12 protein-coding genes and 1 tRNA gene are annotated in these 12,633 nt (G+C 72.8%); 6 read left to right on the top strand and 7 right to left on the bottom strand.

All coding sequences use genetic code 11. The annotated features are described in order from the left end of the window. Nucleotides 1–86 precede the first annotated feature (86 nt). Nucleotides 87–728, bottom strand: a complete 642-nt coding sequence (locus ACZ56B_RS26835; RefSeq protein WP_468795782.1) for an ATP-binding protein — start codon at nt 726–728, stop codon at nt 87–89. A 110-nt stretch (nt 729–838) separates the two neighbouring features. Next, nucleotides 839–1,666, bottom strand: coding sequence for a glycerophosphodiester phosphodiesterase (locus ACZ56B_RS26830; protein ID WP_468795779.1), 828 nt, complete (start codon nt 1,664–1,666; stop codon nt 839–841). 307 nt (nt 1,667–1,973) lie between these two features. On the opposite strand from ACZ56B_RS26830, the gene ACZ56B_RS26825 reads away from it, so the two are divergent. Both ACZ56B_RS26825 and ACZ56B_RS26820 read left to right on the top strand, forming a co-directional pair. Next, on the top strand, nt 1,974–3,464 hold the full coding sequence (locus ACZ56B_RS26825) for a S1C family serine protease (protein WP_468795776.1): 1,491 nt from the start codon (nt 1,974–1,976) through the stop codon (nt 3,462–3,464). 64 nt (nt 3,465–3,528) lie between these two features. Continuing rightward, nucleotides 3,529–3,615: transfer RNA gene (locus ACZ56B_RS26820), tRNA-Ser, on the top strand. Nucleotides 3,616–4,040: 425 nt separating this feature from the next. Here the strand turns inward: ACZ56B_RS26820 and ACZ56B_RS26815 are convergent. Then, on the bottom strand, nt 4,041–5,000 hold the full coding sequence (locus tag ACZ56B_RS26815; RefSeq protein ID WP_468795773.1) for a hypothetical protein: 960 nt from the start codon (nt 4,998–5,000) through the stop codon (nt 4,041–4,043). Between the two features lie 512 nt (nt 5,001–5,512). On the opposite strand from ACZ56B_RS26815, the gene ACZ56B_RS26810 reads away from it, so the two are divergent. After that, nucleotides 5,513–5,878 carry a hypothetical protein gene (locus ACZ56B_RS26810; RefSeq protein WP_468795800.1) on the top strand — a complete coding sequence of 122 codons (366 nt, stop codon included), beginning with the start codon at nt 5,513–5,515 and terminating at the stop codon, nt 5,876–5,878. Here ACZ56B_RS26810 and ACZ56B_RS26805 read toward each other — a convergent pair. From ACZ56B_RS26805 to ACZ56B_RS26790, 4 genes are all read right to left on the bottom strand, one after another. Then, on the bottom strand, nt 5,875–6,003 hold the full coding sequence (locus ACZ56B_RS26805) for a hypothetical protein (protein WP_468795770.1): 129 nt from the start codon (nt 6,001–6,003) through the stop codon (nt 5,875–5,877). The two genes, ACZ56B_RS26810 and ACZ56B_RS26805, sit on opposite strands and share 4 nt — an antisense overlap. Before the next feature lie 40 nt (nt 6,004–6,043). After that, on the bottom strand, nt 6,044–7,300 hold the full coding sequence (locus tag ACZ56B_RS26800; protein WP_468795767.1) for a hypothetical protein: 1,257 nt from the start codon (nt 7,298–7,300) through the stop codon (nt 6,044–6,046). 357 nt (nt 7,301–7,657) lie between these two features. Continuing rightward, entirely contained in the window at nt 7,658–8,200 is a 543-nt protein-coding gene (locus ACZ56B_RS26795) for a DinB family protein (RefSeq protein ID WP_468795764.1), read from the bottom strand. 78 nt (nt 8,201–8,278) lie between these two features. Further along, the gene (locus tag ACZ56B_RS26790) at nt 8,279–9,145 is read right to left on the bottom strand and encodes a bifunctional DNA primase/polymerase (protein ID WP_468795761.1); all 867 of its coding nucleotides are present in this window, start codon (nt 9,143–9,145) and stop codon (nt 8,279–8,281) included. Nucleotides 9,146–9,503: 358 nt separating this feature from the next. Here ACZ56B_RS26790 and ACZ56B_RS26785 point away from each other — a divergent pair, with 358 nt between their 5' ends. The 3 genes from ACZ56B_RS26785 to ACZ56B_RS26775 all read left to right on the top strand — a co-directional run bounded on the left by ACZ56B_RS26785 (nt 9,504) and on the right by ACZ56B_RS26775 (nt 12,475). Further along, a complete protein-coding gene (locus tag ACZ56B_RS26785; RefSeq protein ID WP_468795758.1) occupies nt 9,504–9,827 on the top strand; it encodes a hypothetical protein in 324 nt (107 codons plus the stop codon). Between the two features lie 311 nt (nt 9,828–10,138). After that, nucleotides 10,139–10,696 carry a SigE family RNA polymerase sigma factor gene (locus tag ACZ56B_RS26780; protein WP_468795755.1) on the top strand — a complete coding sequence of 186 codons (558 nt, stop codon included), beginning with the start codon at nt 10,139–10,141 and terminating at the stop codon, nt 10,694–10,696. 123 nt (nt 10,697–10,819) lie between these two features. After that, entirely contained in the window at nt 10,820–12,475 is a 1,656-nt protein-coding gene (locus ACZ56B_RS26775) for a long-chain fatty acid--CoA ligase (RefSeq protein WP_468795752.1), read from the top strand. Nucleotides 12,476–12,633: the final 158 nt, after the last annotated feature.

The following is a 12,633-nucleotide window of genomic DNA, read 5'->3' as shown; positions in this document are numbered from 1 at the left end:
CGACGAATCCCCTTGAGGACAGCCAGACGGCGTCGGTCAGTCCATGAGTCAGACCCACCCGGAGAAGCCACCACACATCCTCACTGTCAGTCCAGGTCGTCGAAGGCGTCCGCGAAGTCCAGCCCGGGCATCCGGGACACCGCGGGGGCCGTCACCCGCGCGGCGAAGTCGTCGCGCCGGTGACGGCCGGCGTCCGGGTCGTGCACGTCGCGGTGGACGACGACCCACACGGTGACCTCGCCGGGCACCTCGTCGCGCACGCCCCAGTCGTCGGCCAGCGCGGTGACGATGTTCAGCCCCCGGCCGCCGTGCGCGGTGACCGACGGGGTGGCGGGCGCCGGCCGGGTCGGGCCGCCGCCGTCCGTGACCTCGACGACGAGCCGGCCGCACGGATCCACCCACCAGGCGGCACGGACGTCACCGTCCCCGGCCAGGGCGTCGCCGAGGGGCCGGCCGTGTCTGCACGCGTTGCTCAGCAGTTCGGAAAGGATCAGTACGGCGTCGTCGACGACCGCCTCCGCCACGCCGCCGTCGCGCAGCTGCGCGCGCATCCGGCGCCGCGCCTCCCCCACGCCCGCAGGGCCGTGGGGTACGGCCATGCTCGACGACGTGGGCACCTCCTGTGCCACCACCAACGCCACCCCCGAGACCTCCTTCGCCCCACGCCACGGTGTGGATGCCCCACGGGCCCGAACGGGAAACCGGCCGATTCCCGTGCGGTGACGCACGCGGACGGCCGCACACGCACCGAACGCGCCGGAGCACTCCCCGTGAGGGCGCGGCCGGGCCCCGCCGGCGCGGCCGAGGGACGGGGCGGGCCCGCCGGGCGGCGCGCGGGTCAGCGGCCGAGCTGATCGAGCACCGCGCGGGGGCGGTTGGTGATGATGGCGTCCACCCCGAGGCCGACGCAGAGCTCCACGTCCCGGGGGTCGTTCACGGTCCACACGTGCACCTGGTGGCCGGCCTCCCTCAGGCGCTCGATGTACGCGGGGTGGCTGCGCACGATCCGGAGGGAGGGCCCCGCGATCCGCACGCCCGGGGGCAGCCGCCCGTCGCGCAGCCGGGGCGAGACGAACTGGGTGAGGTGGACCGTCGGCAGCGTCGGCGACGCGGCGCGCACGCGGTGCAGCGAACGCGCGGAGAAGCTCATGACGCGCACCGGGGACTCCTCGGGCGTGGCCGGGGCGTCCAGCCCGAACCGCTTGAGCAGGAGCAGCAGCCGCTCCTCCACCTGCCCCGCCCACCGCGTGGGGTGCTTGGTCTCGATCGCCAGCTCCACCCGGCGCCCGGCGTCGAGGACCAGCTCCAGCAGCCGCTCCAGGGTGAGGACGGAGGTGGCCTCCCGGTCCTCGGGGCGGTGCTCCCAGTCGGGCTCCTCGGTGCGGCCCCCGAAGGGGGTGCGGGTCTTCCAGGAGCCGAAGTCCAGGGCGGCCAGGTCGGAGAGCTCCAGTGCCGAGACCGCACCGCGGCCGTTGGACGTACGGTTGACACGACGGTCGTGGACGCAGACCAGGTGTCCGTCGGCGGTCAGGCGCACATCGCACTCGAGCGCGTCCGCACCGTCCTCGATCGCCTTGCGGTACGCGGCCAGGGTGTGCTCGGGGGCGTCCTCGGAGGCCCCGCGGTGTGCGACGACCTGGGTCGGGTGCTGTCGTGCGTGGGTCACCGCGTCATGGTGCCACCGCGCGCGGGTATCCGTGCGACGGGAGGGGCACGGCTGGTGCGGAGATCCGGGCGGAGGCATCGAGGCGGGCTCCTTTTGTTAGTAATGACCTATATAAAGAATGACTCCGAACCCACAGGAACGGCTTACGGTGCCCTGACGGCCCGTGGGAAAAGCTGACGTCATACAAAGAGACACGCACAGCTGCGTCGCGCCGGGCTCCCGACGAGCGTGAGCGGGCACGCGCGACCGTGACCGTGCGGGACCGCGTGGGACCGAGAACAACAGCCGTGGATCGAGGAGAGAAGCTGTGAGCACCGAGAACGAGGGCACTGCGGTACCCCCGGCCCCGTCCGCACCGCCCATGCCGGTGGATGCTCCCGCTGCTTCGGCGCGCCAGGAGCCCCCCGCTCCGGACGGGACCGCCTCGACGACCCCCATGCCCCCTGTTCCGCCGAGCGCCCCCGGCTCCCCGGTGCCGCAGAACGGCCCGCAGGCCGGCCACGGCTCGCCCGAGCACGGCCCCGGCCACGGCGCGCCCGCCTCCGGGGGCCCCGCGGGGCCCCCGTCCCCTCCCGACGCCTCCTGGCCGCCGCCCTCGACGCCCCCGGCCTACGGTGGCGGCGGCGCCGGGTACGGTGCCGGCGGCTGGGGCTCCCCCCACCAGCAGCCGGCGCCGAAGAAGGGCGGCGGACGCGGCCGCCTGATCGCCGGGCTCCTGGCCGCCGCGCTGATCGCGGGCGGCGCGGGCGGCGGCCTCGGCTACACCCTGGCCAGGGAGAACGACTCCCGCGGATCGACGACCGTCTCGGCGTCGTCCAGCGGCGGGGACCTCAAGCGCGAGCCGGGCACGGTCGCCGCCGTGGTCGCCAAGGCGCTGCCCAGCACGGTCACCATCGAGGCCGAGAGCAGCAGCGGCGAGGGCGGCACCGGCACGGGCTTCGTCTTCGACACCCAGGGCCACATCGTCACCAACAACCACGTGGTGGCGGACGCCGCCGAGGGCGGCCGGCTCTCGGCGACCTTCCCGAACGGCGAGAAGTACGACGCCGAGGTGATCGGCCGTGCCCAGGGCTACGACGTCGCGGTCATCAAGCTCGAGAACGCCCCCTCGGACCTGAAGCCGCTCCCCCTCGGCAACTCCGACGAGGTGGCCGTCGGCGACTCGACGATCGCGATCGGCGCGCCCTTCGGCCTGTCCGACACGGTGACGACGGGCATCATCAGCGCGAAGAACCGCCCGGTGGCCTCCAGCGACGGCGCCGGCAGCCAGGCGTCGTACATGAGCGCCCTGCAGACCGACGCGTCCATCAACCCGGGCAACTCCGGCGGGCCGCTGCTGGACGCGCAGGGCAACGTCATCGGCATCAACTCCGCGATCCAGTCCACCGGCAACGGCGGCTTCGGCACGGGACAGGCCGGTTCGATCGGCCTGGGCTTCGCCATCCCGATCAACCAGGCCAAGTTCGTCGCCCAGGAACTGATCAGGACGGGCAAGCCGGTGTACGCCAAGATCGGCGCGTCGGTCTCCCTGGAGGAGACGTCGGGCGGCGCGAAGATCACCGAGCAGGGCGCCGCCGGCGCCGACGCCGTCGAGGCCGGCGGCCCCGCGGACAAGGCCGGCCTGAAGCCCGGTGACGTCATCACCAAGCTCGACGACCGGGTGATCGACTCCGGCCCGACCCTGATCGGCGAGATCTGGACCCACAAGCCGGGCGACGAGGTCACGATCACCTACGAACGCGGCGGCAAGGAGCACACCGTGGAACTCACCCTGGGCTCCCGCGTCGGCGACAGCTGACCCCACCCGCGGGCACCGGACCCGTTACCCTGGTCCCCGCGCCGCCGATCACCGGCCGGCGCGGGGAGGTGTGCCCGAGCGGCCGAAGGGAACGGTCTTGAAAACCGTCGTGGCAGCGATGTCACCGTGGGTTCAAATCCCACCGCCTCCGCGCTGAGAGCAGTGGGAACGGCCCCGACCTGTGTGTTTGGTCGGGGCCGTTCTCATGTTCGCACTCCGAGGCTGCCCGGTGTTCCCCGTGGCTTCCGTCCGGTCGGGCATGGATGGGGCACGGCCTGAGTGGAAGACACGGCAGGAGGCTCGGCGAGCGTAGCTTCCGCCGCAGAGTAGACGGCTGATAGCGCCTAACACCATGGGCGCTGGGTGCGTGCGGTTACGGGTTTCCCGCCTCACCGCCGGCGATGAACCGTGTCAGGGAGAGCTCCAGCAGCTCGAGGAACTGCCGTAGGTCATCGGTCACCTTGTTGAGCTCCGGTTCGTCCAGCGACGCGGTCCGCGCCCGACAGACCGCCCCATCAGGACCCGCGACATAGAAATTCACATGATCCGCCGGACAGGACCTAAGGGCGCAACCCGTCAGCCCAGGGAACCAAGGGCGCTTTGCCCCATCTGGAGAGCTATCTGCCCAGCGACCGTCCCTGTGGCGTTGGCCAGGCCATCAAGGACGCGGGTTGTCAGAGCCCGCAGATGGCCGGGTTCGGGAGATGCGGATGTGGCTGCGGCATGCAAGTCCTGAGCCGCCTGCTCCAACTCGATCCTCTCGGAGTCCTCCAAGCCAAGCGTCGCGCTCACCTGCCCGAGGTAGCCGGCGAACCGGACAAACTCGCTCGGATCGACGCCTGCATTGTTGTTCTGAGTGAAGTTCTGCTGCTCGCCTACGATGACGCCCTGAGCATTGGGCAGATACGTGTGATAGATGTTCCCGCCGCTCTGCTGACGACTGACGAAGTCGGTCACGTTCGCCCCACTCTCTGCGCACTTGATCCCTCGGGCCGTGAGGCTTGGGATCAATACGTCCCCATCCACAGCGATTCTTCCTCCAACCATGGACTCCTCGCTGAGGTACACAAAAGCCCGGCGTATCTCGTCCCTCGTCAGCCTCTCTCCGCAGAAGTGCACCTCGGGGTCATTGATCATCTCGGTGAGGGATCGAACCGGCTCATCCTCACGCTCGTAGAGCCACTGCAAGATCACGCCCCTTACGTGGACGTTGCGTTTCAAGCGATTCGAACGTCTCGTCCGGATGCCCTGTAGCTCCGCTACGCCAGCAGGGGCAAGTGAGACCCGCCAGCCGCGAGCATCCGTACCGACCGACCCGCCGATAGCAGCCCATGTGGTCCACCAGTTGTGCTCAACCCCGGCGTCCTTCAAGAACCCATCAGTCTTCAGACCGTCCACCAGAGTCCGCAGTTCCAGGTCTGCAACGCCGTTGCGCTTGGCCCATGTCTTGGCATCGACCGCTCCAGAGCCGGAGGCACGAAGCTGCTCTTCCACCCACTCCAGCAACTCGATACGTCGCCGTTCACTGAGGCTCATGCGGCCTGATGCTAGTGAGGGCCAGGCAGCGCGTATCCAGGAATAAGCGCTTTAGTGTCTACAAGCGTGCTGATCATTAGATCGGCCCGCCAGTGCATGCGGCCATACCAAGAGCCAAGCAACCTGCGCCAGCGTAGCCCCAGCAGCTCACCCCGCCGCATCCCCAGGACCAGCGCGAGCACGTAGAGGGCGTACAACTGATCCTCCGCAAATGCGCGGAGGATCAGGCGGGCGTCGGAACGGCTATCCGACGTGTGGGCAGCACCCCTGCGGCCAACCTCTGGCCAGCGTGGGCGAGCGGATGAGCCTTGGATAGTCAAATGCGCAGGTCAGAGTCTCTCCGGGCTAGGGGGAATGGGCCGTCCGGACCCGCCGGTGGCGCACGGTGCCGGGAGACGGGGGCGGCCCGGGTTCTCGGCGGAGCGGGGCGTCCTCGGCACGGCCGGGGCGTCCGGCGGCCCGGGAGGGCCGTGGGCCGCGGAAGCGTGTGGACGCGGAGTGCGGTGAGTGTCATGATCACGGCGGCGTCCGGCGTGGGTCCCGGCGCGCCGGGAGGGGGAATCGTGCTGCTCTACCTCGCCGCGCCTTCTTTGCTGGTGGCGTTGCTCTTCGCGGCCTCGGGCGCAGCGGCGGTCGCCCGTGGCTGGGTGCTCCCCTGGAACCGGCGTCACGTCCGCCGCGTCCGCCTCTACGGCTGGGGCCAGTTGGTGGCCGCCTTCGGCCTGGGCTGTCAGGTGGTCTTCGGGCTGGTGATCGGCGGTGTCGGCATCCGGCAGCTGGGGACCTTGACGGGCAGCGGGCTCCTGCTGGCCGGCCTCGCCGTGATGGTGGCGGGTCAGTACACGGGGCGTGACCGGCGGGGCAGCGGCACGGCCTAGCGGTGGAAGCGGTCGCGCTCGGACGTGGCCGCGCGGACGTCGACCGCGGCGCCGCCCGCCACCGTGTTCGCCGCGCCGTCGGGCACCGGCGGGGAGACGGCCGGGGCCGGCGCCTCGGACGCCACCGCCACCGTCCCCGTCGCCGCGGCCGCCGGGGTCCTCGGGTCAGGAGCGTTCGCGGGCGGCCGGGTTGTTCAGGCAGAGCGCGATGTTCCGGACCGCGGCGGTGAGTTCCTCGATCACCCGGGCCGCCTGCTCCGCGTTGTGGAAGGCCGGGCCCTCCGACAGGGCCAGGTCCAGTTCCCGGGCCGACCGGAGGGCCGACCCGACGCTCTCGGCGGCAGGGGTGGCGGGAGCGGGCGCCTCGGCCGCGGGAGGGGAGTCCGGCGCCACCGGGCCCGTCGCGGGGGCCGGCCGGTGCGCCGGCTCGGGCGCGGCCGGCGCCGGCGTGCCGCCGGCCGGTCCGCCGGTGCCGGTCTCCTGCCGGTGCCCGTCGAACGGGGCGCAGAAGGCGCCGAAGTCACCGGTCACGGAGGCGCATTCCTCCTCCCCCGGCCGCGACGACGCGGGCTGCGCGGGCTGTGGGGACTGCGGAGGCTGCACGGACTGCACGGGCTGCGGGTCCCGGGAGGTCCGCGCGTCGTGCGCGGGCACGTCCGGGGCGTGACGCGTCCGGGGGAGGACGAAGTGCTCGAAGCCCGGGAACGCGAGGGTGGCGGGGCGGGCGGCGGGGCGCGGGTGGTACTCGGTCTGCCACTGCATGCGGTAGCAGTCGACCTGGTCGGCGCAGGAGGCGCGGGCGTGGAAGACGGCCGTGTCCTCCCCCAGGTCGGGGTACCAGAGGTTCGGCCCCGGGAAGCGCACGGTCCGCACCCGCGGCCTGATCGGCTCGGCGCACCCCATGCAGCAGCCCTCCGGCACCATGAGCGGGATGCCGCCGTTCTGCTCCGGCCAGCGGGGGCCGCCCTCCCAGCGGTACTCCCCGTGGTGACAGGGCGGCAGCTCGCCGCAGGCGCGGCAGACGGCGTAGTGCTCGGGGAGGACCCGCCAGTCGTGGCTGGCGGGAGCGCACCAGTGCTTCGGCGTGGAGCGGGGCAGGTTCTCGTTGCGCAGCACCAGCACCACCGGGCGCTTGTAGAAGTCGGCCCGCTCGGGAGCCGGTTTGACCGTCTGGTTGTTGGTCCGCCGCAGTTCGTTGGCGTGCCACCACAGCTCCACGTGGTCGCGCCACGCCTTCTCGTAGGAGTCCGGCCACCGGTCGCTCGGGTAGCCGTTGATCTCCAGGATCCGCCACGCCTGCCGGTCCAGTACCACGATGGAGCCGGCCCGCAGTCGCATGTGCGTTCCGTTGTCCCCCTCGTCCGGCCAGTCGTGCCGGCCGATACGAGTGGGCTGGTCTGGGAGCCACCTGCGAACCTGCATGTCATGCTCCTCGGCAACGAAACTTCATAGTTTCAACTGGGGCAGTGGGCAACATTCTGAACAATCAGGACGTTTGGGGCGGTGCAGACACGCGCACGTCGCTGGTGGAAGGTGACCGAAAACGCCTCCCGCGACGGCTACCCCTCTCCGCAGGGCCCCCGCCACCAGGCTTTTTCGCTTCCCGGGCGGTCAGCGGGCCCGGCTCCCCGCGGACGCCCGGACAGCGGCTCCGTACCCGGGCGACCTGACCCGACGCTCACCCGTACGTGTGGTGGCGTCCGGTCTGACGTCACCCCGTACGTGTGCATCATCCCGCGCCACCGTCACCCCGGGCCCCGCGACACGGCCGGTCCGGTGCTACGACGCCGCCCGCAGCAGGCGCAGGTGGCCGATCTCCGTGACGTTCTTCATCAGCTCGGCGTTCACCCAGGCGAGCATGTGGGCCACGGTGTGCGCCGGATCGTCCGGCCGGGGGAACGGGGCCGTGGTGTCCAGGTCGGCGTCGGTGAGGCCGTCCAGGACCGCGAGCCACTCCGTGCGCAGTCCGCGCAGCCACCGCACGGCCGGCGCGCCCTCGCCGGGCCAGGCGACGTCGGTCCGCTCCCGGGGGCGGCGCCCCCGCGCGTGGTCGAGGGCCGTGCTCCACCACCAGCCGATGTGCCAGCTCACCCAGGCGACGGTGGGCACGGGGACGGGGTCGGGCTCGGTCTCCGCCCAGTCCGGTACCCGGGTGCCCTCCGGGGACCGGCGCACCGTCCAGCAGTGGGCCGCGGGTTCCCACAGGAAGTCCTCCGGCTCCAGCCGCTCGAGGTGGTACTCGAACAGCGCCCAGGTCAGGTCGAACTGCCAGCGCAGCAGCCCGATCCGGGTCATGGGGGCGGGTGCGGGTACGGGTGCCATGGTCGGCACCCTAAGGCGGTGGCGCGCCGGGGTCTTCCGGTTTTCGCGGGGCGGGAGGGGAGCGGGGGAGCGGGGCGGTCAGGGCCGGTGCCCCGTGATCCGTGCCGCCGACGCGATGGTCGCGCGGGCCTCGCGCTCGGACAGGCCGGTGCTGCGGGCCGCGTCGGCCAGGCGGTCCGCGAGGGCGGGGCCGACGCCGTTCTCGTAGGCGCGGCAGGCCGCCCAGAACAGGCGGGTGTTGCGCCGGCCCTCGGGCGCCGCGAGGACGAACCGGACCAGTCCGCGGCCGTGTCCGCCGGCCGACGGGGGCACCGGGCGGTGCGCGCGGGGCGGCGGGAGGAGCAGGCGCAGGAGGGCGGGCGGGCAGGGTGCCGGGGGCAGCCGCGCGGTGCCCGGGGCGGTGGCGTACGCGCCGCGGCCGGCACGGGAGCCGGGGCCGACGAGGTAGCCGCCGGCGCCCCGGACGTCGACGCCGGGGGCGAGGCGGCTCGCGGAGTTGGGGACGACGACGTCCGGCGGACCGCTCAGCCACAGGTGGCGGCCGCCGCTCGGGGTCAGGACGACCACCGTGGTGGGGATCGTGAACAGGTGACGCAGGGCCAGTTCGCGCAGGGCGGCGCAGGGGTCCGTACCGGCCTTCGTGTCCAGGTCGATGCCGATGAGGTGGTGCGGGGGCAGTCCGCAGGCGATGCCGTAGCCGGTGGCGCGGGGCGCGGCGGCGAACAGCTCGCGGACGCGGGCGGGGTCGGCGGAGGCGTCGTGGACGCCGTGGCCGAAGCGGCCGCACTCGCCGCGGCAGGGGGCGGGTCCGGGGTCGTCGCGGTGCGGGGAGCGCAGGGCCGGGAGCTTCGTCCGGGACAGGGGGATGACGGCCAGGCCGCGCTCGGCGGCCGACAGGGCGTGGGCGAGGGCCGGTGTCGTGGCCTGCCGATCGGTGGTGGCCATGCTTCCATGCTCGTACGTGCGTTCGGTGAAGGGAAGAGGAGGGGAACGGCGCGCCGGGGGTGGCGGGGCGGGCGGAGAAAGTGCCGGAACGCTTCGCCTCTTGGGGGCCCGGGCCGACGCCGTCCCTGTGCGGTCGCGCCGGGACGCGAGGGGGCGTGCGGGGGTTTATCGGCGGGTCGTCACGCTTCCGTGCGAAGAGCGCCCCACGAGGTGGCTCACGGGGACGCGGTGGGCAACTCTGATCCCGCGACGTCGTGCACGGCACCGGGTGGACCGGCCGAACCCCCGGTGACAGCCGTACCGCACGCACCGGTGGCCACGAGCCGGTGCGTTCTTCGTTCTCAGGAGGGAACACGACATGGCAAGCATCCGTACCGCCCGCGTCATCGCCGCCGTCTCCGCTCTTCCGCTCGCGGCCGCCCTCTTCACCGGCGTCGCGGCGGCGGACGACGGCGCCCTCGCGGACGACGGGGCGAACGCGACGGCCGCCAGCGCCGACGCGGGTGTCCTCGGCAGCGGGGTCGGCGGCGACAACTCCGGCAACTCGGCGACCACGCAGCAGCAGGCCATCGGCTCCGGCGCCGCGAACCAGAGCAACACCGCCCAGGTCGACGGCTCGGCGTTCACGGCCGTCAACCAGGGCAACGACAACGTGGCCGTCACCTTCTCCCCGCTGTGGTGAGCTGAGCGGGCCGTCGGCCCGGGGGTGTGCTTCGTGGGGTGCAAGGCGTCTGCGCGGCGGTGCTCCGGCACCGCCGCGCAGGCGTTCCCGCGGGGGCGGGGAGGCCGGCGGAGCCGGGTGCGGGGCGGCGCCGGCCCGGGGGTGCCCGTGCCCCCTCCGGGGCCGCCCCCAGGGGCGAACCCGCAGTACCCCGCCCCCTCTCCTCCACCTACAGGAGGTGGGGCGGGCCCCATCCCTACAACCTGAGGGGGACCCGGCTTCGGGACCTGCGGCCGATCCGCCGGACATGTCCCCGCTCATAGCGTTGGGCCATGACCACACCCGTCTGCACCAGCGCCTCGAACGCCGCCGCTCCCGCGACGCAGACCCTCCCGTACCCGTCGTTCTCGTCGTACGTGAGGGCCCGTCAGCCGGTGCTCCTGCGGACCGCCCGGTCGCTGACCGGGAACCCGAGCGACGCGGAGGACCTGCTGCAGACCGCGCTCGCCAAGACGTACGTCGCCTGGGAGCGCATCGAGGACCACCGCGCGCTCGACGGTTACGTGCGCCGGGCCCTGCTGAACACGCGGACCTCGCAGTGGCGCAAGCGCAAGGTGGACGAGTTCGCCTGCGACGAGCTGCCCGAGCCGGACCCGGTGCCCGGCGACGACCCCGCCGAGCTGCAGGCGCTGCGCGACGCGATGTGGCGGGCGGTCATGAGGCTGCCCGCGCGGCAGCGGGCGATGGTCGTCCTGCGGTACTACGAGGACCTGAGCGAGGTGCAGACGGCCGAGGTGCTCGGGGTGTCGGTGGGCACGGTGAAGTCGGCCGTGTCGCGGGCGCTGGGCAAGCTGCGCGACGACCCCGAACTGGGATTCGTGCGGTCCTGAGGGGAAACGTCCCGCCCCGGGGTGTGATCGATCACCGCTCCCCTAGTGACATACCGCGTGGTATGTGCGCAGAATCAGCGCAACCCTTACCGCCGCGCAGGCAATGTCGCCCAGGAGGACGCCGTGCTGAGCACCATGCAGGACGTACCGCTGCTGATCTCGAGGATCCTCAACCACGGGTCGACGATCCACGGGACCTCACGGGTGACCACCTGGACCGGCGAGGGCGGGCCGCACCGCCGCACCTACGCGGAGATCGGTGCCCGCGCGGCCCAGCTGGCGCACGCCCTGCGCGAGGACCTCGGCGTCGCCGGCGACGACCGGGTCGCCACCCTCATGTGGAACAACGCCGAGCACGTGGAGGCGTACTTCGCGATCCCCTCCATGGGCGCCGTCCTGCACACCCTGAACCTCCGCCTCCCGCCCGAGCAGCTCGCGTGGGTCGTCAACCACGCCGCCGACCGGGTGGTCCTGGTCAACGGTTCGCTGATCCCGCTGCTCGCCCCGCTGCTGCCGCACCTGAAGACCGTCGAGCACGTGGTCGTCTCCGGCCCCGGGGACCGTTCCGTGCTGGCGGACGCCGCCGCGCAGGTGCACGAGTACGAGGACCTGATCGCCGGGAAGCCGACCGCGTACGACTGGCCGGAGCTGGACGAGCGGGCCGCCGCCGCCATGTGCTACACCTCCGGCACCACCGGCGACCCCAAGGGCGTGGTCTACAGCCACCGCTCGATCTACCTGCACTCCATGCAGGTCAACATGGCCCAGTCGATGGGCCTGACCGACGAGGACACCTCGCTGGTCGTGGTGCCGCAGTTCCACGTCAACGCCTGGGGCCTGCCGCACGCCACCTTCATGACCGGCGTCAACATGCTGATGCCCGACCGCTTCCTGCAGCCCGCGCCGCTCGCCGAGATGATCGAGAGCGAGAAGCCGACGCACGCCGCCGCCGTCCCCACCATCTGGCAGGGCCTGCTCGCCGAGCTGACCGCCAGGCCGCGGGACGTCTCCGCCCTCACCCAGGTCACCATCGGCGGCTCGGCCTGCCCGCCCTCCCTGATGGAGGCGTTCGACGCGCTCGGCATGCGGGTCTGCCACGCCTGGGGCATGACGGAGACCTCCCCGCTCGGCACCGTCGCCCGGCCGCCGGCCCACGCGGTGGGCACCGAGGAGGAGTTCGCCTACCGCCTGACCCAGGGCCGCTTCCCGGCCGGCGTCGAGGCCCGCCTCACCGGCCCCGGCGGCGAACGCCTCCCCTGGGACGGCGAGTCGGCGGGCGAGCTGGAGGTGCGCGGTCCGTGGATCGCGGGCGCCTACTACAACGGCCCCGACGCCGAACCCCTGCGCCCCGCCGACAAGTTCAGCGAGGACGGCTGGCTCAAGACCGGTGACGTCGGCATCATCAGCCCCGACGGCTTCCTCACCCTGACCGACCGGGCCAAGGACGTCATCAAGTCCGGCGGCGAGTGGATCTCCTCCGTCGAGCTGGAGAACGCGCTGATGGCCCACCCGGACGTCGCCGAGGCCGCCGTCGTCGCCGTCCCGGACGACAAGTGGGGCGAGCGCCCGCTGGCCACGGTCGTCCTCAAGGAGGGCGCCACCGCCGACTTCGCCACCCTGCGCGCCTTCCTCCAGGAGGAGGGCGGGATCGCCAGGTGGCAGCTCCCGGAGCGCTGGACGGTGATCGAGTCGGTGCCGAAGACGAGCGTGGGCAAGTTCGACAAGAAGGTGCTGCGCCGGCAGTACGCCGAGGGGGCGCTGGACGTCACCCGGGTCTGACACCGGTCCGGACCGGACGCGCCGGGCGGTGGGCGGGGGACCCGCCCGCCGCCCGGGGGGGGGGGGGGGGGGGGGGGGGGGTGGGGGGGAGGGGGGGGGGGGGGGGGGGGCGGGGGGGGGGGGGGGGGGGGGGGGGGTGGGGAGGTTTTGGGTGTCTT

It is taken from the genome of Streptomyces sp. NPDC034670 (assembly GCF_055574875.1).
The sequence above is the reverse complement of the archived record's forward strand: the minus strand, read 5'-3'. Positions and strand labels throughout refer to the sequence as shown.

What these genes read in the sequence shown, in the direction of transcription:
- ACZ56B_RS26815 (WP_468795773.1), bottom strand. Translation starts at nt 5,000, where the DNA reads ATGAGCCTCAGTGAACGGCGACGTATCGAGTTGCTGGAGTGGGTGGAA.
- ACZ56B_RS26810 (WP_468795800.1), top strand. Translation starts at nt 5,513, where the DNA reads ATGATCACGGCGGCGTCCGGCGTGGGTCCCGGCGCGCCGGGAGGGGGA.
- ACZ56B_RS26800 (WP_468795767.1), bottom strand. Translation starts at nt 7,300, where the DNA reads ATGCAGGTTCGCAGGTGGCTCCCAGACCAGCCCACTCGTATCGGCCGG.
- ACZ56B_RS26795 (WP_468795764.1), bottom strand. Translation starts at nt 8,200, where the DNA reads ATGGCACCCGTACCCGCACCCGCCCCCATGACCCGGATCGGGCTGCTG.
- ACZ56B_RS26790 (WP_468795761.1), bottom strand. Translation starts at nt 9,145, where the DNA reads ATGGCCACCACCGATCGGCAGGCCACGACACCGGCCCTCGCCCACGCC.
- ACZ56B_RS26785 (WP_468795758.1), top strand. Translation starts at nt 9,504, where the DNA reads ATGGCAAGCATCCGTACCGCCCGCGTCATCGCCGCCGTCTCCGCTCTT.
- ACZ56B_RS26780 (WP_468795755.1), top strand. Translation starts at nt 10,139, where the DNA reads ATGACCACACCCGTCTGCACCAGCGCCTCGAACGCCGCCGCTCCCGCG.